This is a genomic window from Enterococcus sp. DIV1767 (assembly GCF_050542585.1).
Lineage (GTDB): Bacteria > Bacillota > Bacilli > Lactobacillales > Enterococcaceae > Enterococcus_D > Enterococcus_D innesii.
Window position 1 is genome coordinate 952977 of record NZ_CP172936.1, and the last position, 21952, is coordinate 974928.

The following is a 21952-nucleotide window of genomic DNA, read 5'->3' on the forward strand; positions in this document are numbered from 1 at the left end:
GGATGAAAAAGAAAAAGTTTTCTTTCAGCAAATTATTTACCTACTTGTTTATGATCGCTTTATCGATCATTATCATCTATCCCTTGTTGATTACCGCAACCTCAGCCTTTAAGGCAGGGAATATGATCGCTTTTCGCTTGGATTTTGATGCGGATTGGACATTGAACAACTTTCGACGATTGTTCAATGAAACCCCCTATTTGACATGGTATAAAAACACTTTGATCGTGGCTGTTTCCACGATGGTGATCCAAGTAATGATCGTAACGCTGGCAGGGTATACTTACAGTCGTTATCGCTTTGCCGGTCGTAAGAGCAGTTTGATGGTGTTCTTGATCGTTCAGATGGTGCCAACGATGTCGGCGTTGACCGCTTTTTATGTCATGGGCTTATTAGCAAACGGTCTAGATAGTTTTTGGTTTTTGACACTGATCTATATCGGTGGTGGGATTCCCATGAACACTTGGCTGATGAAAGGGTACTTTGATACGGTACCAATTGACTTGGATGAATCAGCAAAACTTGATGGTGCAGGGCATTTTCGCATCTTTTGGCAAATCGTTTTGCCCCTCGTAAAACCAATGGTCGCCGTGCAAGCATTATGGGCCTTTATGGGACCATTCGGCGAATTCTTGCTAGCGCGGTTCTTGCTTCGCTCGCAAGAGCGTTTGACTGTCGCAGTCGGTCTGCAGACTTTTATCAACGATGCCCGTAACCAACGGGTAGCACTTTTTGCGGCTGGGGCGATTTTGATCGCCGTACCGATCGCTGCACTGTTTTTCTTCTTACAAAAATACTTTGTTTCAGGTTTGACCTCGGGTGGAACAAAAGGATAGGAATGATAGGATGTCTGAACAACGATTTCCCTTAACATACTTTGGGGCCATTTTTTCTCCAACAAAAGTCTATGCATGGCGTAAAAAATTAAATCGCTGGCAGCAAGTGTTTGTCTATATTTTCTTGATGTCCTTGCTGATGGTCCCGCTGACCTTGATGATCAGCAAGCAAACGGATCAAGCCTTTGCAGCATTTTTCCCCCATGCAAAAACACTCATGACTGCTGAAACAGCAGCCAAATACAGTGAACTGCAGCTGGAAGATGGCAAACTTTTAACGGATGAGTCACAAGTCTTTTCGCAAACAGAAACGGGCATTATAGGCGTTGGGCTTTCAGAAGCGGACCTTGAGGAAGCCAAATATGCCATCAATTTCCGAGAAACAGACTGGACCATCAAAGAAGAAATCGATGGACAAACCTATCACTATGAAATGCGTTACACGGCGGAAATGATGCCTGATCAAGTGCATGATGCGACTTCGTTTCAGAAAGTGATCGAAGACGGCTTCTATCGCAACAACGAGACGGCGATTTTCTTCAGTCAGACGATCACAGTGGCATTTTTATTGGTGGCAATGAATAGTATTCTCGTCATAGGCGCAGCATTTTTCCTCTGGGTGACGAAAAAATCACGACTGTCGACAATCGGCAGCTTCAAAGAAAGCACGAACGTGATTTTAAATGCATTGGGGGTAGGCTCTCTGGTGGCAATGTTGGCAGGATTTATTGGCGCTGATATCATCTTGATGATCGGGATTCAGTCTTTAGGCATGCTGCTGATGCTTTTCTTAACTTTCTTAAAAACCCGTTTTAAAACGGCCTAATTTGCAAACATTCGCAACAAGTCATTTGGACGTGCGCTGGACTTTTGGCGCCGATCAATGGCTTGTTGCGTATTTTTTCCCTTCGTTTCTTTAAAATCTGTGAAAAAAGGTTAAGAATCCGTTTATCACGCAAGATTGATGCGATAGTTCTATCGAAAAATATTTCATTTATGGTGAACTAGTGCTAAAATAGTTAGGAGAGTTTCCAGCTAGGATAATGTAGAAGTAAAAGGAGAATTATTAAGGTATGGCCAATTTTTTTAGAAAATTAATCGAAAACGACAAAAAAGAATTAAAACGTCTTGACCATATTGCGAATCAAGTTGAATCACATGCGGATGAAATGGCCGCTTTATCTGATGAACAATTACGCGGGAAAACCGATGAATTTCGTCGTCGTTTCCAAGAGGGAGAGACTTTGGATAAATTATTACCTGAAGCCTTTGCAGTAGTTCGTGAAGCTGCAAAACGCGTTTTGGGTCTGTATCCTTACCACGTCCAATTAATGGGTGGGATCGTCTTACATGATGGGAATATTCCAGAGATGCGTACCGGTGAAGGGAAAACCTTGACGGCGACATTACCTGTTTATTTGAATGCCTTGAGTGGTCAAGGCGTCCACGTCGTAACCGTCAATGAATACTTGGCAACTCGTGACTCGACTGAGATGGGAGAGCTGTACAACTTTTTAGGCTTGACGGTCGGCTTGAACATCAACTCAAAATCAGCAGAAGAAAAACGTGCGGCGTATGCTTGTGACATCACTTACAGTACAAACAATGAATTAGGGTTTGACTATTTGCGGGACAACATGGTGGTTTACCGTCATCAAATGGTACAACGTCCATTAAACTATGCCATCGTCGATGAGGTCGATTCGATCTTGATCGATGAAGCGAGAACACCGTTGATCATTTCAGGACAAGCAGAAAAATCAACTGCGCTATACACCCGGGTCGACAATTTTGTCAAACGCTTGACGGAAGAAGAAGACTACAAAATCGATATCCAATCAAAAACGATCGGTTTGACAGAGCGTGGGATCGAAAAAGCGGAAGAGACTTTCGGCTTAGAAAACTTGTATGATATTGAAAACACGGCATTGACCCATCACTTGGACCAAGCGCTACGAGCGAATTACATTATGATTCGCGACATTGATTACGTGGTGCAAGATGGGAAAGTAATGATCGTTGACCAATTTACAGGTCGGATCATGGATGGCCGCCGCTATTCTGACGGGCTACATCAAGCGATCGAAGCAAAAGAAAGTGTCGAGATCGAAGATGAAACCAAAACGATGGCGACGATCACATTCCAGAACTACTTCCGGATGTACAAAAAACTGTCTGGGATGACCGGTACAGCGAAAACAGAAGAAGAAGAGTTTCGAGAAATCTATAACATGCAAGTCATTCAGATTCCTACAAACAAACCAATTTTACGGGATGATCGTGCGGACTTGCTTTATCCAACGCTTACCAGCAAATTCCAAGCAGTCGTTCAAGACATCAAAGAGCGTCACCGTAAAGGACAACCAGTGCTTGTAGGGACGGTCGCTGTTGAGACGTCTGAATTACTGTCATCAATGCTTGATCGTGAGAAAGTTCCTCATGAAGTATTGAATGCCAAGAATCACTTTAAAGAAGCAGAAATCATTTTGAATGCGGGACAAAAAGGCGCTGTAACGATCGCGACCAATATGGCTGGTCGGGGAACGGACATCAAGTTAGGTCTTGGTGTTGCAGAACTAGGCGGCTTGGCAGTTATCGGTACTGAGCGTCATGAATCACGACGGATCGATAATCAGTTGCGGGGACGTGCGGGACGTCAAGGAGATCCAGGGATGTCGCAATTTTACTTATCGCTAGAAGATGATTTAATGAAGCGTTTTGGTTCTGAACGAATCAAAGTGTTCTTGGATCGGATGAAAATCGATGAAGGCGATGCTGTGATCCAAAGTAAGATGCTTTCAAAACAAGTAGAATCTGCCCAACGACGAGTGGAAGGGAATAACTACGATACCCGGAAAAACGTCTTGCAATACGATGACGTAATGCGAGAACAGCGGGAAGTTATTTACGGACAACGTCAAGAAGTGATCATGGAAGAAACGGATCTTTCACCACAATTAATGAATATGGTGAAACGCTCCATCAGCCGGGTCGTTGACAGTCATACGCAATTAGAAGAAAGCAATTGGAATTATGAAGGAATCGTTGATTTTGCGGCCAATGCACTTGTTCATGAAGATACCATCAGCATCGAAGACATCAAGGGAAAATCAGCTCAAGAGATCAAAGATTATCTAAACCAACGGGCAGAAGAAGTCTTTGAACAAAAGAAAACACAACTTAATAGTCCAGAACAATTACTGGAATTTGAAAAAGTAGTGATTTTACGAGTCGTTGATACGAAGTGGACCGACCACATCGATGCTATGGATCAGTTGCGTCAATCGGTTGGGTTACGGGCTTATGGACAAAACAATCCATTAGTTGAGTACCAAACAGAAGGATTCAATATGTTTGAAAACATGGTTGGAGCCATCGAGTATGAAGTAACGCGTCTGTTTATGAAGGCAGAGATTCGTCAAAACGTTCAACGGGAACAAGTAGCCCAAGGAGAAGCGCAAGGGGTAGAAGAAGCACCGGCTGCCCAAGCGCCAAGTTTCAAAAACGTGGGTCGCAATGATCCTTGTCCATGCGGAAGCGGGAAAAAATTCAAGAATTGCCACGGGAAAAATATGTAACAAGTTTTGAAAAAGGTGAGAGTAGGCTGGCAGACGTTTTTGTCCAGTCTACTTTCGTTTGTAAGAAAAAAAGAAAGAAGGAATTTTAATGGAAATCGCAGATATTCGGAATCAATTGACCCAGATGAATGAAAAAATAATCAGTTTTAGGGGGTCTCTTTGACTTAGATCAGTTAGAAGAGGACATTGCGGAAGCGGAGCACCAAATGGCAGATCCCACCTTTTGGGATGACTCGGAAAAAGCCCAACAAGTCATTAACGCCAACAATGCCAACAAAGAGACCTACGATCAGTTCAATCAGCTAGCAGAAGAATTGGAAGAGCTCGAAGTGATGCTAGAAATGATTCAAGAAGAAGCTGATCCGGAAATGGAAGCAGAACTTGAAGCACGAATCGGTAAGTTAAATGAGAAAATGGCTTCTTATGAATTGTCGATGTTGTTAGATGAACCCTATGATCGGAACAATGCGATCATCGAGCTTCATCCGGGCGCAGGCGGTACCGAGTCGCAAGACTGGGGCAGCATGCTGTTACGGATGTATACTCGTTTTTGCGAACAACATGGATATCAGGTGGAAACCTTGGACTATCAAGCCGGTGATGAAGCGGGGATCAAAAGTGTCACATTACTTGTGAAAGGGCACAACGCCTATGGCTATTTGAAGTCGGAAAAAGGCGTGCATCGCTTGGTCCGTATTTCACCTTTTGATTCTGCTAAGAGACGGCATACGTCATTTTGTTCGGTGGATGTGATGCCAGAATTAGATGGGGCGATCGATGTGGAGATCAACTCAGATGATTTGAAGATCGATACGTACCGCGCAAGCGGCGCTGGTGGACAGCACATCAACAAAACCGAATCTGCTGTGCGGATCACCCATATCCCGACAGGTACGGTAGTTGCTAGCCAAGCCCAGCGCTCACAATTGAAAAACCGTGAGCAAGCGATGGGGATGTTGAAAGCCAAGCTGTATCAATTAGAAGTGGAAAAGAAAGAACAAGAAGCAGCAGCTTTGCGAGGCGAACAGTTAGAAATTGGATGGGGCTCGCAAATCCGTTCCTATGTCTTCCATCCCTATTCGATGGTCAAAGATCACCGGACAAATTTCGAAACTGGGAATGTACAGGCAGTCATGGATGGCGATTTGGATGGCTTTATCGATGCGTATTTGAAGCTAAAACTGAATCAAAAATAACCTGGTGTGACTTAAACAGATTGAAACATAATTGTAATCTGTTGCAAGCAAGGTGAAATATATTCATGCTATAATAAGCCAGAATGAAAATTTGAGATGGAGAGATAGCTGTATGATAGAAATGAAAGATATAATGAAAAAGTACTCTAATGGTACGACTGCTATCCGCAACCTTTCGATTTCAATTGATCAAGGGGAGTTTGTCTATGTCGTTGGACCATCCGGTGCCGGAAAATCAACCTTTATCAAATTGATGTATCGAGAAGAAAGAGCAACAAAAGGCGTTTTGAATGTCGCAGGATATGATTTGGTCGGCATGAAAAACCGTGAGATCCCTTTGATGCGCCGAGAAATCGGCGTGGTCTTCCAAGACTACAAACTTTTACCGCGGAAAACGGTCTTTGAAAATGTTGCTTATGCAATGCAAGTTATCGGACGCAAACCCCGTGATATCAAAAAACGGGTGATGGAAGTTCTGGATTTAGTCGGACTGAAACATAAAGTACGGGTATTTCCGAGTGAGCTTTCCGGTGGGGAACAACAACGTGTGTCAATCGCTCGTGCCATCGTAAATACGCCGAAAGTATTGATTGCGGATGAACCAACGGGGAATCTAGATCCTGAAAACTCATGGGAAATCATGAAATTGCTTGATCGGATCAATGCCCAAGGAACAACGGTCGTTATGGCGACCCATAATAGTACGATCGTAAATACGATTCGTCATCGCGTGATCGCGATTGAGAATGGCCGCATTATTCGCGACCAAGCGGAAGGAGAATATGGTTACGATGATTAGAACATTTTTCCGTCATCTCCTGGAGAGTATCAAAAGTTTAAAGCGTAACGGCTGGATGACCATCGCGTCGTTGAGTGCGGTAACGATCACACTGACATTAGTCGGTATTTTTCTAGGTGTAATCTTAAATGCAACAAAATTGGCCGAAGACATTCGTGAGAATGTGGATGTTTCGGTTTTCGTTGATATTGGTACGGAACAAGAAGATATGGATGCTTTAGAACAATCCTTAAACGATCTACCTAACGTTTCGGAAGTGAAATTTTCTAGTCGAGACGAAGAATTGCAGAAGATCCAAGATGCCATGGGAGATTCATGGAACTTGTTCGAAGGCGACAGCAATCCGCTCTATAACGTGTTTGTCGTCAGTGCAACAGATCCAGAGTATACGACAGAGATCGCTGAACAAGCGGGCGAATTGCCAAATGTTTTCAAAGCCGATTACGGCGGAGATTCTTCTGACCGAATCTTTGAATTATCTGCGGCTGTGCGGACTTGGGGCTTAGCGGCGGCAGTCTTACTGATTTTTGTAGCAATGTTTTTGATCTCCAATACGATTCGGATCACGATTTTGTCTCGTCAAAGAGAAATTCAAATCATGCGTCTGGTAGGGGCGAAAAACGGCTACATTCGTTGGCCATTCTTTCTTGAAGGTGGCTGGATCGGACTCTTAGGATCAATCGTCCCAATTGCGTTGATGTACTTCGGGTATCATCAAGTTTATGCAATGGTCAATCCATCCTTGCTACGTTCAAATTACAGTCTAATTGCACCAAATCTGTTCTTGATTCAAGTATGTGGTGTGATGGCGTTGATTGGGATTGTGATCGGTTCACTTGGTTCCGTCTTATCGATGCGCCGATTCTTAAAATTCTAAACCGATGTTTTCTTAAGTCGATCGTCAGATCGGCTTTTTTTGTTTCCTCACAGTGTTTCTTTACTTTAGGTACTATTTTTTGATATGCTTTAGTAGCGGGAAATCGGGGAAGAGGTGAAAAAATGGTTGTAATGGACAATCTAGTAACCATTTTATTTATAGTCAATATTTTGTTATCAATTATTATCATTTTCAGAGAAAGGCGGCAGACTGCTCAAACATGGGCCTGGCTTTTGGTCTTGATGTTTATTCCTATTGTTGGTTTTGTTCTTTACTTTTTCTTCGGAAGAGGGATCTCCAAGGAAAAGATCTTTGATATGCGCTCGCAAGCAAAGATTGGTCTAAATGTTGAACTAGAAGAGCAAAAACAAGCACTTTCGCGTCATTTGTTTCCGCATCCGCCGACTGCTCAAGTAGAAGTCCAGCAGTTAGTCTATCTGTTGACGGTCTTTGGTCAATCTCTCTATACGACAGCCAATAGCATGACGCTTTATACCGATGGACGGCAGAAATTTGATGCTTTGATTGCTGATATCGAACAGGCAAAAAATCATATTCATATGGAATATTATATTTATCGCAGCGATGCATTAGGGAATGAAGTCAAAGAAGCATTGGTACGAGCGGCAAAGCGAGGTGTGAAAGTAAGAGTCTTATTAGATGCTTGGGGCAGTACCCAAGTATCCTTGAAGTTTTTTGATGAGTTGCGTCTACATGGCGGGCAAATTGCCTTTTTCTTTCCTTTGTTCGTTCCTTATGTCAATCCGCGAATCAATTATCGGAATCATCGCAAAATCGTGGTGATTGATGGTGAGATTGGTTATACAGGTGGATTTAATGTGGGAGACGAGTATCTAGGACAAGTGGAAAAATTCGGTTATTGGCGAGATAATCACTTGCGAATTGCCGGCTCAGCAGTCTATTCGCTGCAAAATCGGTTTCTAATGGACTGGAACTCACAGCATGCCTTGGAGATCAAATATGATCCGGCATTGTTTCCTGAGATCAAACAAACGGGGACAGTCGCTGCCCAAGTCATCACTAGTGGTCCTGATACGGAACATGAAGAAATCAAAATGACTTATTTGAAAATGATCAATTTAGCTAAAAAAGAGATCCTAATCCAAACGCCGTACTATATTCCGGATGAAGCCATTCATAATGCCTTAAAGTTAGCCCTGCTCTCTGGGGTGAAAGTTCATATACAAATTCCGAACAAACCTGATCATCCTTTAGTTTATTGGGCGACCTATTCATTTGCGGCTGAATTGCTCCGCTTTGGCGCAATCATCGAGACTTATGAAAAAGGGTTTATGCATGCAAAAACGATGATCATTGACAGTGGACTTGTATCGATTGGTTCGGCAAATATTGATGTCCGATCTTTTCGCCTAGATTTTGAAGTTAATACAATCATCTATGATGCGCAGCTAGCGACCAAAACGAAAGAAGCGTTTCTAGCAGATTCGATCGATTCGAAGCCGCTAACGATCGAAGCATATCAACAAAGAAAGTTGACGATCAAAATCAAAGAAGGTTTGGCACGACTCGTGTCACCGTTACTGTAAAAAAAGTGCCCTTTTCCAAAAGATGGAAGCCATCATTTTGGAAAAGGGCACTTTTTAATAGGATTAACCCATAATACTTGTGTATGCTGCTAAGAAAATCGAGCCGACAGTGAGAATAAGCATGGTCCAGATCACGACTTGTGTGATTTTTGCAAAGGTACTTTTTGGTTTTTTCTCGTTCATTCTAATCCACCTTTTAGAGTTATTCTAGTGACAGTTTACCCTCAATTTCTCAAGAACTCAAGTTGATCCAAGGAGAAATTAAGAAAATTTCAATTTCACCATAAAAAAATTCGTTAGAATGGCAAGATAGGCTTGTTGAAGCTACGCCCTTCTGCTTTAATAGGTAAAGAAATACATTCTTTAAAACTTTCAAAAGTTAGTTGCTGAAATAAGAGCCTCCTTAAAAAATTTCATGGCTGTCTTATTCCGGCTTAGATTTTTAAAAGAACTGAAACATGGATGTAAAGAAAATAAAGTATAGTGACACTAGTTGTTAGAAAGGATTTTGCTGTATGTCTGGATTTAATCCAATCGTTTTGTTTTGGTATATTTTTCCTGTGCTCGTTTATTTTGCTTGTCGTTTTATCGTTTCTGCACTTTCGTTGAGTGATCGTTTCCATGTGAAGGCACCGGATTTAGCGGTACCATTTTTAATGGTGGGGATTCACCAATTATCAAAATATACTTTTGATCAAGCGATCACATTGTACTATTTGATCTCCATTTTTCTATTAGGCATTCTACTGGCCGTCTTTCAGGCGTACTACTATGAAGAAATCCAATATAGTCGCTATTTTAAAATGTATTGGCGCAGTATTTTCCTCTTTACGATCATCTTTCATATCGTTTTGATCATTTTAAATATTGTAAGTTACTTATAGTATTTTGACCATTGATAAACGTCCATTTTTTCTCTTAGAGTTTTTTTAAAAACTCTAAGAAGTCTTTTTCTCCCTTTTTGTTCATTTGGTAAAGAAAAGTCAAACAACTTCCCTTTCAAATTTCATATAATTTGTGGTAGAAAGTGGGGGATTGTGGTAGACTGTGAATATCAGGTGGAGATCGGGGGTTATTTATCGATGTTTATGGGAGAATTTCAACATTCGATAGATGCAAAAGGCCGACTAATCGTCCCTTCAAAACTACGAGAAAAACTCGGAGAAAAATTTGTGGTGACACGTGGATTAGATGGCTGTTTATTTGGCTACCCCTTATCTGAATGGGAAAAACTTGAAGAAAAACTAAACGAAATGCCTTTAGCGAAAAAGGATGCTCGGACATTTGTCCGCTTCTTTTATTCTGCTGCAACAGAGTGCGAGATCGATAAACAAGGTCGGATCAATATCCCTGTTACATTGAGAAATCATGCAGACCTTACTAAAAGCTGCGTGATCATCGGGGTTTCAAACCGGATTGAGATTTGGGATGAAACGCGTTGGCAAGCATTCTCTGAAGAAGCAGAAGAAAACTTTGATGAAATTGCTGAAACAATGATCGACTTTGGCTTATAGGCTTGATAGGAAGAGGAAAAAACACATGGCAGATTTTCAACACTACACCGTTATGCTACAGGAGACCGTTGATGGGTTAAAGATTCGTCCAGAAGGCGTCTATGTCGATTGTACATTAGGTGGAGCCGGTCATAGTGAATATCTATTGTCACAACTATCTGAAGAGGGACATCTCTTTGCCTTTGATCAAGACCAAACCGCCATCGACCATGCAAAAGAACGTTTAGCACCATATGTTGCTAAAGGGATGGTCACGTTTATTAAAAGTAATTTTCGCTATTTAAAGGAAGCATTGCATCAACACGGTGTGAGCCGAGTCGATGGGATTTTGTACGATTTAGGTGTTTCCTCACCCCAATTAGATGAAGCCGAACGTGGCTTTAGCTACCACCAAGATGCACCGCTGGATATGCGGATGGATCAAACTGCAGCATTGACTGCCTATGAAGTGGTCAATCAATTCGACTACCATCAATTAGTCAAGATCTTCTTCCGTTATGGAGAAGAAAAATTCTCAAAACAAATCGCTCGTGAAATCGAGCGGGTGAGACAAGATCATCCCATCGAAACAACGGGGGAATTGGTCGATATCATCAAAGCAGCCATTCCAGCTCCAGCAAGAAGAAAGGGCGGTCACCCAGCAAAACGGGTTTTCCAAGCCATTCGAATTGCAGTCAATGATGAGCTAGGTGTAATTGAAGAATCTCTTGAACAAGCAATTCATCTTTTATCAGTTAACGGACGTGTCAGTGTGATCACGTTCCACTCTTTAGAAGATCGAATCGTGAAATCGATGTTCAAGGAATACAGTACACCGAAGGACATGCCGCCAGGTCTGCCGATGATACCAGAAGAATTTCAACCAACACTAAAACTTATAACAAGAAAACCACTGCTTCCTACTGAGGAAGAAGTAGCTGAAAATAATCGTTCTCGTAGTGCGAAACTACGAATCGCGGAAAAAATCAAGGAAAGCGAAGGGTAACAACTATGGCAGAACTAAAAGTTCATGACTATGAATTCAGAGAACCACTTGAATCACAACCTTTGGATCACTCTGAACCGACAACTGAAAAACTGCCTACTGATCCCCAGCGTCCTGAGGTCATCCGTGTACCAGCATCTCCGGCTCGTCGGTTAAAAAGTATTTCTACTCTAGAAAAACTGATTGCTGCCTTTGTGATCATCGCTGTATTGACGTTGGCGATCTTGACCATCAATATTCGGACCAATATCAGCCAAGTCGAACATGATATTTCTCTTATCCAATCGGATATCAGTGAAAAAACGACACAAGCAGAACAGTTGGAACAAGAGAAAAATGAGCTTTCTAAAACCGAACGGATCCAAAAGATTGCTGAGGATAATGGATTGTCGATCGATGATGGCAATTTAAGGAAAGTGGACTAAATGAAGTTAACAGATAAATTCAAGCAATACTTAAAAAAGAACAATCAAACTACAACGAACAATCGCAAAAAAGTAGGTATTATTCTGTTTGCTACGAGTATTGGATTGTTCTTTTTGTTTGTCACGCGTTTGAGCTATATCGTCATTGTCGGAGATGTTGCGGGGACTTCATTAGCAGAAAAAACCAAAAATCTCTATGAGGGCAGTGAAGTTATCAAGGCGAAACGAGGAACGATCTATGACCGCAATGGAATCCCGATTGCTGAGGACGTGACCTCATACTCTATTTACGCTGTTTTAAATCAAAATTACAAAGATGGTAATAAGAATCTCTTTGCAGAAAAAGCAAACTTCAATAAGTTGGCCAAAATCTTGTCAGATGTCTTGTCCATTGATCAAGAGACAGCAGTCAATACGTTAGAGGATGGCCTTGAGCAACAATTGTGGCGAGTGTCTTTTGGGAGTAAGGGAAATAATATTACATTAGAACAAAAAAATGCGATTGAAGATGCGATGGAACAAGAAGATATTGCTGGCTTCCATTTTGATAGCCATCCAGCTCGCCTTTATCCGAATGGGGTCTTTTCTTCTCACTTTATCGGCTATGCGGTTGCCAATGACGACGATACTGGTCTAGTCGGTAAAACCGGGTTAGAAGCTGCCTACAATGATGTGTTATCGGGAACTGATGGCGAGATTGTTTATCAAAAAGATAACAATCAAAACCCGCTACCAGGAACAGTTGCCGAAACCGTCGCAGCGGTGGATGGAAAAGACGTCTATACAACCATCGATAGTCGTATCCAAAGCTATTTGGAAACGCTGATGGACAGTGTCTTTAAAGAAAACAAACCAGAAAACTTAACAGCCAATTTAATGGATGCCAAAACCGGCGAGATTATAGCGATGGCACAACGACCAACCTACAATCCAGAAAATTTGGATTCAATCAATGATTGGCAAAATCTATTGGTTGAAGACAACTATGAGCCAGGATCCACCATGAAAATCTTAACGACGGCAGCTGCCATCGATCAAGGCATCTTCAATGAGAACGAAACTTTTACCCCAAGCCCTGATGGATTGAAACTTTATGATGCCACCATCAATGACTGGGACTTTGGTCAAAAAGGAACCTTGACGATGCGCCAAGCTCTTTCGTGGTCCAGTAATATTGGAATGGTGACCTTGGAACAGCGAATGGCTGACCGCTGGCAACAATACTTAAAAGAATTTGGCTTTGGTCGTAGCACCTATTCAGGATTGCCTAACGAAAATACGGGAATCACCCCAGAAGATAATCCTGTCAGCCAGGCGATGACTTCTTTTGGTCAAGCGATTGGTGTGACGAATTTCCAAATGATGCAGGCTTTTACATCGGTCGCCAATAATGGAACGATGCTGAAACCACAATTTATTAGTAAAATCGTTGATGGTAATACTGGAGAAGAAACGGTCACGCAACCTGAAGAGGTGGGGCACCCCATCACAGAAGAAGCGGCAACGAAGGTTCGCGAATATATGCGTGATGTTGTCGAAAGTGAAAATTACGGAAGTGCCTATGGCGTTTATGAATTACCTGGCTACAACATTTCTGCGAAAACCGGGACGGCCCAAGTAGCTGATCCAACAACCGGCAAGTATTTGTCTGGAGGCACCAATTATCTGTATTCTGTCGTTTTGATGTTTCCTTCAGAAGAACCAGAATATATTTTGTATTTGACCATTAAACTACCAGAGAAGCATGAAAGTACCGTGTTAGGTGAGATTGCCAATCCATTGATGAAACGGGTCATGGATCTGAAAAACTCTGCATTAGAAGAAAGCACAACATCTGGTAGCGAAACGACTGTGGGGGATTATCGCAATCTCGATACAGAATCTGCTGCAACCGACGTTCAAAAAGCTGGGTTGATTCCAATAGTCATCGGGGATGGTGAAAAAGTCATTGCCCAATCGGTTGACAGTGGAACTTCGATCATGCCAGGAGAACGAGTACTGCTCGTTACCGATAGCGATAAGTACTATATGCCGGATACAACTTCCTGGTCAAAAGCAGATTTGATTAAATTTGGCAGTCTACTAAATGTAGATGTTAGTTTTGAAGGAGACGGCTATTGTACCAAACAAAGCGTTGAGCCTTACACCGAATTATCGGGGCAATCGATCAAGTTTACACTAAGTGAAAACGAATAAATAGGAGAGAACAATATGGAATGGACAGAGATGATATTACCTTTGGCAAGTGGCTTTGCGATCGTAACAGCCACAATGCCTTTGTTTATCGGCTATTTTCAAATGAAGAAATACGGACAGGAAATACGTGGTGACGGTCCCAAATGGCACAATGTAAAGGCCGGAACACCAACGATGGGTGGGTTTGTATTTTTGATTTCTGCAATGATCACTGCCATCTGGGTAGGAGCATGGCAAAATCAATTGACTGCTTCATTGTTCATTCTTTTGTTCATTACCTTGGTTTATGGTGCATTAGGATTTCTTGATGACTTCATCAAGATTTTCCGCAAAAGAAATATGGGCTTAAACTCGCTGCAAAAACTGATTGGACAGATTTTAGGCGGACTCGTCTTTTACTTTGTTTTCCGATCTGAAGGCAATGCGGATGTACTGAATTTCTTTGGGATCGATGTATCGCTATCGATTTTTTATGGCTTATTCGTCATTTTTTGGCTTGTTGGTTTTTCAAATGCAGTCAACTTGACGGATGGGATCGATGGACTAGTCGCAGGACTGGGCACGATTTCTTTTTCAACATACGCACTGATTGCTTGGCGACAAGATCAAATCGATGTTTTGATCGTTTGTCTTGCGATCATTGGCGGATTGATCGGCTTCTTTCCCTACAATCGCAAACCGGCAAAAATTTTCATGGGGGATGTCGGCTCACTGGCTTTAGGCGGTCTGCTGGCAGCTATCTCGATTCTTTTACACCAAGAATGGACCCTCTTGCTTGTCGGATTGGTCTATGTTTGTGAAACAGCAAGCGTGATGCTGCAAGTTGCCTCATTCAAATTAACGGGCAAACGAATCTTCAAGATGTCACCCATTCATCATCATTTTGAAATGAGTGGATGGTCTGAGTGGAAGATCGACACTGTATTTTGGTGTATCGCGTTAGGTTGCTCGTTGCTCACAATAGCCCTTGTATGGTAGGAGATGAAGAAAATGAAAAAAATTACAACATATCAAAATAAAAAAGTTCTTGTGCTAGGATTAGCGCGTAGTGGATTCAGTGCGGCCAAATTGTTACATGATTTGGGCGCACTTGTGACCGTTAATGACGGAAAGCCATTTGCTGAAAATCCAGAAGCACAAGATCTTTTGGCTTTAGGGGTCAAAGTGATCACTGGCAGCCACCCGATTGAATTATTGGATGAAGGATTTTCGCTAGTTGTTAAAAATCCAGGGATCCCTTATTCACAACCTCTTGTCCAAAAAGCTTTAGAGAAAAAAATTCCTGTGATCACGGAAGTGGAACTGGCGTATCAAATCTCTGAAGCGCCGATTATCGGTATTACTGGTACGAATGGAAAAACCACTACAACGACCATGATCGCCAATGTCTTGAATGCTGGAATGGAAAAAGGACAGGCATTGCTTTCTGGAAATATCGGGTTTCCTGCAAGTTCCGTTGCTCAAACAGCTAAGCCTGAAGATCGCTTGGTGATGGAGCTTTCAAGTTTCCAATTGATGGGAATCGATACCTTGCGGCCGAAAATCGCTGTCATCACGAATATTTATGAAGCCCATATCGATTACCATGGTAGTCGCCCGGAATATGTCTTAGCAAAATGGCGCTTGCAACAACGAATGACCGCTGACGATTATTTAGTGATTAACTGGAACCAACCAGAACTAGAAGCACTATCAACCAAGTCAAAAGCGCAAATCATTCCTTTCTCCACTAAGAAAAAAGTAGCGGGAGCATATATGCTTGATGGAATGCTCTACTATAAAGAAGAAGCAATTATGGCAGCGGAGGAACTCGGTGTACCTGGGGCACATAATATTGAAAATGCCTTAGCGGCGATCGCTGTTGGGAAACTTTGCGATATGTCGAACGAAGCAATCAAACAAGCGTTACAGACCTTCACTGGGGTGCCTCATCGGACCCAGTATGTCACCACCATCAATCAGGTGAAATTTTTCAATGATTCCAAAGCAACCAACATCTTAGCAACAGAAATGGCCTTAGGTGGTTTTGACAATGAAAAATTGGTCTTACTGGCAGGCGGATTGGATCGTGGCAACAGCTTTGATGAGTTGGTTCCAGCACTAAATGGGCTCAAAGCTATCGTTGTGTTTGGAGAAACAAAAGAAAAATTAGCCGCTGCTGCTCAAGCAGCTGGTGTAAAAACGATTGAAATGACAGAGAATGTTGAAACAGCCGTCCCATTAGCCTTTTCTTTAAGTGCTGCTGGAGATACGATTCTATTGTCACCGGCGAATGCAAGTTGGGATCAATACCCTGATTTTGAAGTTCGCGGCGACAAATTTATGGCGGCAGTAGCAGAACTTAAATAGAAATGAGTGAAGGATATGAAAATACTTGTGACTGGCGGCGGTACTGGCGGACACATCTATCCAGCGTTGTCTTTTGTGGATTACGTGAAGGAGATTGACCCGACAGCCGAATTTTTATACATTGGTGCAACAAGGGGCTTAGAGAATAAAATCGTCCCTCCAACAGGTATTCCTTTTAAAACACTAGAGATTCAAGGCTTTAAGCGTAAGCTATCTTTGGATAACGTAAAAACGATCCAGCTTTTTATGAAAAGCTACTACGCAGCAAAGAAAATCATCAAAGATTTCCAACCGGATGTAGTGATCGGCACCGGCGGCTATGTTTCCGGCGCCGTGGTCTTTGCTGCCTCGAAGTTGAAAATACCTACCATTATTCATGAACAAAATAGTGTACCTGGAATCACCAATAAATTTCTAACCAAATATGTGGATAAAATCGCCATTGCTTTTCACGATGCTTCTCAATACTTTCCAGCGAAGAAAACGGTGTTGGTGGGCAATCCTCGTGGTCAAGAAGTACGGAATAGTCAAAAGTCGACGATTTTGTCTTCTTACGATTTAAATCCGGCGAAAAAAACAGTCTTGGTTTTTGGTGGGAGTCAAGGAGCTCTGAAAATCAATCAAGCGATCATTGATGCGCTGCCGCTGTTTGCTCAAAAAGAGTATCAGTTACTTTATGCATCTGGCGAAAGGTATTACAAAGAGATCGAAGAAAAAATTGGGATGTCAAAAGATGCATTTCCTAATATCAGTATTCGTCCCTATATCGATCAAATGGCAGAAGTGATGGCAAATAGCGATTTGTTGATTGGTCGAGCGGGTGCCACATCGATCGCCGAATTTACGGCATTAGGGATTCCAGCGATTCTGATTCCAAGTCCTTATGTGACTAATGACCACCAAACGAAGAACGCCCAAAGTTTAGCCAATGCAGGAGCAGTCAAAATGATTGCCGATCATGAATTAAACAGCCAAAACCTCGTGGAAGCAGTAGATAGTATCATGCAAGATGAAGCCCTTCGTAGTAAGATGGCCAAAGCCTCAAAAGAACAAGGGATCAGCGATGCCTCGGAACGATTATTTCGACTTGTGCAAGAGGTAATCAAATAGTACAATGTGTGGGATAGAAAGGAGCGATTATCATTAGTAAAGACAAAACACCTCATGATGATCAAACCCCCTCGTCAACGGAAGAGTTGACCCCTTGGCAAAAAGAAAATCTAAAATATTTGCAAGAAAAAGGCAATCAGCCAGCTTGGTCGTCACCCACTTCTGAAGAAACAGAAGACATGTCCCAAGCACATGAAGATGAGTTGACAGAAGAAGCACTTTTTGAAGCAGAACAAGCGATAGAAGAAACAGACGATGAGAAAGAAGGAGTGACTGAGCCAGAAAAAAAAGCTCGCTCTTTCGCTGATCGGCTGCCTAATCTAAAGGCGTACCGCAATCAGGTATTGATTCGCCGCTTAGCGCTGATTATCGGTCTACTGATGATTCCTTTGTTGATTGTTTTGTATTTTGTTTCGCCGCTTAGTCGTTTGGCGAATGTGGTGGTCAAAGGCAATCAAGAAGTATCCGCAGAAGCGATTCTCGAAAATTCTGACCTAGCCGTCAATGAAGAGATGTGGCCGCAATTTTTTGAACGGAATCAGAGTGTGGCAGCAATCAAAAAAGAATTGCCGCGCATAAAAAATGCTTCCATTTCTCTATCTGGTATTAATCGTTTCGATATCACTGTTACTGAATTTCAAGAAGTGGCTTTATTAGCCAAAGACGGCGGCTATGCACCAGTTTTAGAAAATGGCGCTGTTTTGGAAGACATCAGTGAGCAGCCAGAGGAAGGATTGCCGGTTTTAGAAAATTTTTCGGCTGAAGACAAAATCAAAGCGACACTCAGTGCCTATCAAGAATTAAGTTCAGAAATTCGCGATGGCATTTCTCAAATCAAATACACCCCCCGTGACAGCAATGATGAGCTGTTGACTCTCTTTATGAATGATGGCAATCAAGTGATCGTCAACATCTCAAATATGGTGAGTCAAATGCAGTATTATCCGCAAATTGCCAAAGATTTGACCGAGGACAGTATTGTGGATATGGAAGTTGGGATCTTTACGTATCCTATTTCAAATACACAAGAAGACGATGCAGACGAAAATCAAACAGCTGATAGTGATTCTTAGGAAAAATTCAAGAGTTTTTTTCATTAACTTGTTTCTAAAAAGCGCCATTATATGGTAGAATTGGTAACAGTGAACAAATTATTCGAATGAACTCTAAAAACGGACTGTGATGGTTCGCTATATATCCAATTTAAGTAGGAGGGAACCCCATCCATGGCAAAAACGGGAATGTATGTTGGCCTTGATATCGGTACGACATCTGTAAAAGTTGTAGTAGCCGAATACGTTGACAGCCAAATGAATATCATTGGTGTAGGAAATGCAAAATCAGAAGGAATCAACCGTGGGATTATTGTAGATATCGATAAAACGGTACAAGCCATTCAAAGAGCAGTAAGACAAGCAGAAGAAAAAGCAGGAATTCAAATTCGCAGTGTAAGTGTTGGTGTACCAGCCAATCTTCTTGAAGTGGAAAATTGTCAAGGGATGATCGCGGTCAATAGTGAATCAAAAGAGATCACCGACGAGGACGTCCGCAATGTTGCTTCCGCAGCACTTGTACGTTCAACCCCTCCTGAAAGACAGATCATTGCTATTTTACCGCAAGAATTTACTGTGGATGGGTTTGAAGGGATCAAAGATCCTCGTGGCATGATCGGTGTTCGCTTAGAAATGTTTGGTGTGGTTTATACAGGACCAAAAACCATCATTCACAACATTCGAAAGTGTGTGGAAAAATCCGGACTGATCGTCAATGAAGTGGTCATTACGCCATTAGCATTGACAGAATCGATTTTATCTGATGGTGAAAAAGATTTTGGCACGATCGTTATCGATATCGGTGGCGGCCAAACAACGACAGCTGCGATGCACGACAAACAATTGAAATTTACTCATGTGAACCAAGAGGGCGGCGAATTTGTCACCAAAGACATTTCAACGGTTTTAAATACCTCTTTCAACAATGCAGAAGCATTGAAGATCAATTATGGGGATGCGTATCCTGAACGAACTTCAGCTAGCGAAGAGTTTCCGGTCGATGTGATTGGAAAATCAGAACCTGTGAAGATTGATGAACGCTATTTGTCAGAAATCATTGAAGCCCGTATGGAACAAATTTTCACTAAATCAAAAGAAGTCTTAGACGAAATTGATGGACTTGATTTACCAGGTGGCGTGATTTTAACTGGTGGTGCTGCAAGCCTGCCAGGTGTCGTAGATCTTGCTCAAGAAGTATTCGAAACAAACGTTAAGCTTTACGTTCCTAATCATATGGGACTTAGAAATCCTGTATTCACCAATGTAATCAGTATCGTTGACTATTCAGCAAACTTAAGCGAAGTCTATCAGCTTGCCAAAAGTGCGATCACCGGTGAAAAAACAGTCGCGCAACAGCCCGTTGCTATTCAACAACAAGAAGTACATTACGAACAATATGAAGCTCCAGAAGAAACTTATGAAGAAGTAGAAGAAGAGAAAAAAGGTGAGTCGATCACAAACCGAGTAAAAGATTTCTTCTCAAATATCTTTGAATAATCTAAAACGATTCTCAGGAGGAAGATAAACTATGGAATTTTCAATTGATAATAACATCAATGACGGCGCTGTGATCAAAGTCATCGGAGTCGGCGGCGGTGGCGGCAACGCAGTCAACCGTATGATCGAAGAAAATGTCAAAGGCGTAGAATTTATTGCGGCCAACACTGACGTTCAAGCATTAAAAAATTCAAAAGCAGAAACAGTGATTCAATTAGGCCCTAAATATACCCGCGGTCTTGGTGCTGGTTCTCAACCAGAAGTTGGTCAAAAAGCGGCAGAAGAAAGTGAAGATTCTATTCGTGAATCATTAGAAGGCGCGGACATGATTTTCATTACCGCTGGTATGGGTGGCGGAACCGGGACCGGTGCTGCACCGATCGTAGCGAAAATCGCCAAAGAAATCGGCGCATTGACAGTCGGTGTCGTTACTCGCCCATTTACTTTTGAAGGACCAAAACGCGGCCGTTTTGCGGCTGAAGGAATTGCTAAATTGAAAGAGAATGTCGATACACTATTGATCATCTCGAACAATCGCTTGTTAGAAGTTGTCGATAAGAAAACACCAATGCTTGAAGCATTCCGTGAAGCAGACAATGTCTTGCGTCAAGGGGTTCAAGGGATCTCAGACTTGATCACTGCTCCAGGCTACGTTAACTTGGACTTCGCTGATGTGAAAACAGTGATGGAAAACCAAGGCACCGCTTTGATGGGAATTGGTGTTGCTAGCGGCGAAGAACGTGTAATCGAAGCAACGAAAAAAGCAATCTCTTCACCATTACTAGAAACTTCGATCGATGGTGCCGAACAAGTACTATTGAACATCACTGGCGGATTGGATATGACTTTATTTGAAGCACAAGATGCTTCTGATATCGTCGCTCATGCAGCAACAGGTGATGTAAATATTATCTTAGGTACCTCAATCAACGAAGACCTAGGCGATGAAATCCGTGTGACTGTCATTGCAACTGGCATTGACCCTTCTAAAAAAGAACGTGGGTCTCGCTCTAGCAGACAAAGCCAAAGCCAAATTCATTCTATCCCACAAAAACCCACATTAGATATGGACCAAGCACGCCCTGCGCAAGCAGAGGAAAGCAACGGTTTCGGTGATTGGGATATCCGTAAAGAACAAAATGTACGACCTAAAGTAGAAGAAAACACATTTGAAAATGTAGAAAAGAAAGAATTCGACACCTTCAGCCGTGATGAAGTACGCTCGAATGATGACGACGAATTAAGCACACCACCATTTTTCCGTCGTAAACGCTAGGGGGCAGAGCACATGATTTCTGAGAACTTGCACAAGATCCAGCAAGAGATACAGGACTCCTGTGCTCTTGTTTCTAGAAACGCCAGTGAGGTCTGTTTGACAGCTGTAACAAAATCCGTCGATACAGAAACGACAAGAGAACTTCTAGAAAATGGTGTGCGGAATTGTGCTGAAAATCGAGTAGAAAAACTACTTGAAAAAAAAGCAGCATTAACGGATTTTCCAGATGTCCGTTGGCATTTTATTGGCAATTTGCAGCGTAGAAAGGTAAAATCAATTATAAACGAGATTGATTTTTTCCATGCGTTAGATTCAATCAAACTGGCACAAGAAATTCAAAAACGAGCAGAACATCCGATCAACTGCTTTGTGGAAGTAAATGTTTCGCAGGAAGCAACGAAACAAGGGATTTTCGTAGAAGAGGTGATGGCTTTTATTGAAGCACTCGCTTCGTTCGATAAAATTCGTGTTGTTGGATTGATGACGATGGCCCCGCTCACTGCTTCCAAAGACGAGCAGCATCAGATTTTTAAAGAATTAAAAAGGATTCAACAACAAATCGCTGACCTGCATCTTACACATGCCCCTTGCTTAGAAACGAGTATGGGAATGAGTAATGACTTTCCCATTGCGATCCAAGAAGGCGCAACATTTATTCGTGTAGGAACAGCATTATTTCAATAAAAAAGGAGGT

19 protein-coding genes and 2 pseudogenes are annotated in these 21952 nt (G+C 42.2%); 20 read left to right on the forward strand and 1 reads right to left on the reverse strand.

Translation table 11 applies throughout. The features are described from left to right. The first annotated feature begins 2 nt into the window (after positions 1 to 2). From IGI78_RS04570 to cls, 8 genes and pseudogenes are all read left to right on the forward strand, one after another. Positions 3 to 836: a sugar ABC transporter permease gene (locus IGI78_RS04570; RefSeq protein ID WP_077453539.1), complete on the forward strand. Its 834-nt coding sequence runs from the start codon at positions 3 to 5 to the stop codon at positions 834 to 836. A gap of 10 nt (positions 837 to 846) precedes the next feature. Next, positions 847 to 1662, forward strand: a complete 816-nt coding sequence (locus tag IGI78_RS04575; protein ID WP_140965684.1) for a DUF1189 family protein — start codon at positions 847 to 849, stop codon at positions 1660 to 1662. Positions 1663 to 1909: 247 nt separating this feature from the next. Continuing rightward, positions 1910 to 4294 (forward strand): annotated as a pseudogene (gene secA, locus IGI78_RS04580) (preprotein translocase subunit SecA); the annotation flags it as partial. Positions 4295 to 4339: 45 nt separating this feature from the next. Next, positions 4340 to 4414 (forward strand): annotated as a pseudogene (locus IGI78_RS04585) (SEC-C metal-binding domain-containing protein); the annotation flags it as partial. Between the two features lie 88 nt (positions 4415 to 4502). Continuing rightward, a protein-coding gene (gene prfB / locus IGI78_RS04590) for a peptide chain release factor 2 (protein ID WP_102136372.1) occupies positions 4503 to 5610 on the forward strand; the annotation gives its coding sequence in 2 pieces (ribosomal slippage) (positions 4503 to 4574 and positions 4576 to 5610; 1107 coding nt in all). A 112-nt stretch (positions 5611 to 5722) separates the two neighbouring features. Further along, positions 5723 to 6409: a cell division ATP-binding protein FtsE gene (gene ftsE, locus IGI78_RS04595; protein ID WP_005237293.1), complete on the forward strand. Its 687-nt coding sequence runs from the start codon at positions 5723 to 5725 to the stop codon at positions 6407 to 6409. Next, positions 6402 to 7286, forward strand: a complete 885-nt coding sequence (ftsX, locus tag IGI78_RS04600; protein WP_077453536.1) for a permease-like cell division protein FtsX — start codon at positions 6402 to 6404, stop codon at positions 7284 to 7286. The genes ftsE and ftsX overlap by 8 nt, the downstream gene beginning before the upstream one ends. A 122-nt stretch (positions 7287 to 7408) precedes the next feature. Beyond that, positions 7409 to 8854 carry a cardiolipin synthase gene (cls, locus tag IGI78_RS04605; protein WP_096742357.1) on the forward strand — a complete coding sequence of 482 codons (1446 nt, stop codon included), beginning with the start codon at positions 7409 to 7411 and terminating at the stop codon, positions 8852 to 8854. A gap of 63 nt (positions 8855 to 8917) precedes the next feature. Here the strand turns inward: cls and IGI78_RS04610 are convergent, their stop codons facing one another. Further along, positions 8918 to 9037 (reverse strand): DUF4044 domain-containing protein, encoded by a 120-nt coding sequence (locus IGI78_RS04610; protein ID WP_005237290.1) that lies wholly within the window; start codon positions 9035 to 9037, stop codon positions 8918 to 8920. A 332-nt stretch (positions 9038 to 9369) separates the two neighbouring features. On the opposite strand from IGI78_RS04610, the gene IGI78_RS04615 reads away from it, so the two are divergent. The 12 genes from IGI78_RS04615 to IGI78_RS04670 all read left to right on the forward strand — a co-directional run bounded on the left by IGI78_RS04615 (position 9370) and on the right by IGI78_RS04670 (position 21942). After that, positions 9370 to 9738 carry a DUF3397 domain-containing protein gene (locus IGI78_RS04615; protein ID WP_077453534.1) on the forward strand — a complete coding sequence of 123 codons (369 nt, stop codon included), beginning with the start codon at positions 9370 to 9372 and terminating at the stop codon, positions 9736 to 9738. Positions 9739 to 9936: 198 nt separating this feature from the next. Then, positions 9937 to 10368, forward strand: coding sequence for a division/cell wall cluster transcriptional repressor MraZ (gene mraZ / locus IGI78_RS04620; protein ID WP_005228792.1), 432 nt, complete (start codon positions 9937 to 9939; stop codon positions 10366 to 10368). Positions 10369 to 10393: 25 nt separating this feature from the next. Beyond that, positions 10394 to 11353, forward strand: coding sequence for a 16S rRNA (cytosine(1402)-N(4))-methyltransferase RsmH (gene rsmH, locus IGI78_RS04625; protein ID WP_077453533.1), 960 nt, complete (start codon positions 10394 to 10396; stop codon positions 11351 to 11353). A gap of 5 nt (positions 11354 to 11358) precedes the next feature. Then, on the forward strand, positions 11359 to 11778 hold the full coding sequence (gene ftsL / locus IGI78_RS04630) for a cell division protein FtsL (protein WP_077453532.1): 420 nt from the start codon (positions 11359 to 11361) through the stop codon (positions 11776 to 11778). Next, entirely contained in the window at positions 11779 to 13974 is a 2196-nt protein-coding gene (locus IGI78_RS04635; RefSeq protein WP_142424782.1) for a penicillin-binding transpeptidase domain-containing protein, read from the forward strand. It abuts the gene before it with no gap. A 15-nt stretch (positions 13975 to 13989) separates the two neighbouring features. Next, complete coding sequence (mraY, locus tag IGI78_RS04640; RefSeq protein ID WP_005237283.1) at positions 13990 to 14952, forward strand: phospho-N-acetylmuramoyl-pentapeptide-transferase; 963 nt, start codon at positions 13990 to 13992, stop codon at positions 14950 to 14952. A gap of 12 nt (positions 14953 to 14964) precedes the next feature. After that, entirely contained in the window at positions 14965 to 16323 is a 1359-nt protein-coding gene (gene murD, locus IGI78_RS04645; RefSeq protein WP_077453530.1) for a UDP-N-acetylmuramoyl-L-alanine--D-glutamate ligase, read from the forward strand. A 15-nt stretch (positions 16324 to 16338) separates the two neighbouring features. Then, positions 16339 to 17433, forward strand: coding sequence for an undecaprenyldiphospho-muramoylpentapeptide beta-N-acetylglucosaminyltransferase (murG, locus tag IGI78_RS04650; protein WP_430618534.1), 1095 nt, complete (start codon positions 16339 to 16341; stop codon positions 17431 to 17433). An 86-nt stretch (positions 17434 to 17519) separates the two neighbouring features. Continuing rightward, positions 17520 to 18506 carry a cell division protein FtsQ/DivIB gene (locus IGI78_RS04655; protein WP_077453528.1) on the forward strand — a complete coding sequence of 329 codons (987 nt, stop codon included), beginning with the start codon at positions 17520 to 17522 and terminating at the stop codon, positions 18504 to 18506. A gap of 153 nt (positions 18507 to 18659) precedes the next feature. Continuing rightward, a complete protein-coding gene (gene ftsA, locus IGI78_RS04660) occupies positions 18660 to 19982 on the forward strand; it encodes a cell division protein FtsA (protein WP_081118410.1) in 1323 nt (440 codons plus the stop codon). Between the two features lie 31 nt (positions 19983 to 20013). Continuing rightward, on the forward strand, positions 20014 to 21258 hold the full coding sequence (gene ftsZ, locus IGI78_RS04665; RefSeq protein WP_005237278.1) for a cell division protein FtsZ: 1245 nt from the start codon (positions 20014 to 20016) through the stop codon (positions 21256 to 21258). A 12-nt stretch (positions 21259 to 21270) separates the two neighbouring features. Beyond that, positions 21271 to 21942 carry a YggS family pyridoxal phosphate-dependent enzyme gene (locus IGI78_RS04670; RefSeq protein WP_077453525.1) on the forward strand — a complete coding sequence of 224 codons (672 nt, stop codon included), beginning with the start codon at positions 21271 to 21273 and terminating at the stop codon, positions 21940 to 21942. The last annotated feature ends 10 nt before the right edge of the window (positions 21943 to 21952 follow it).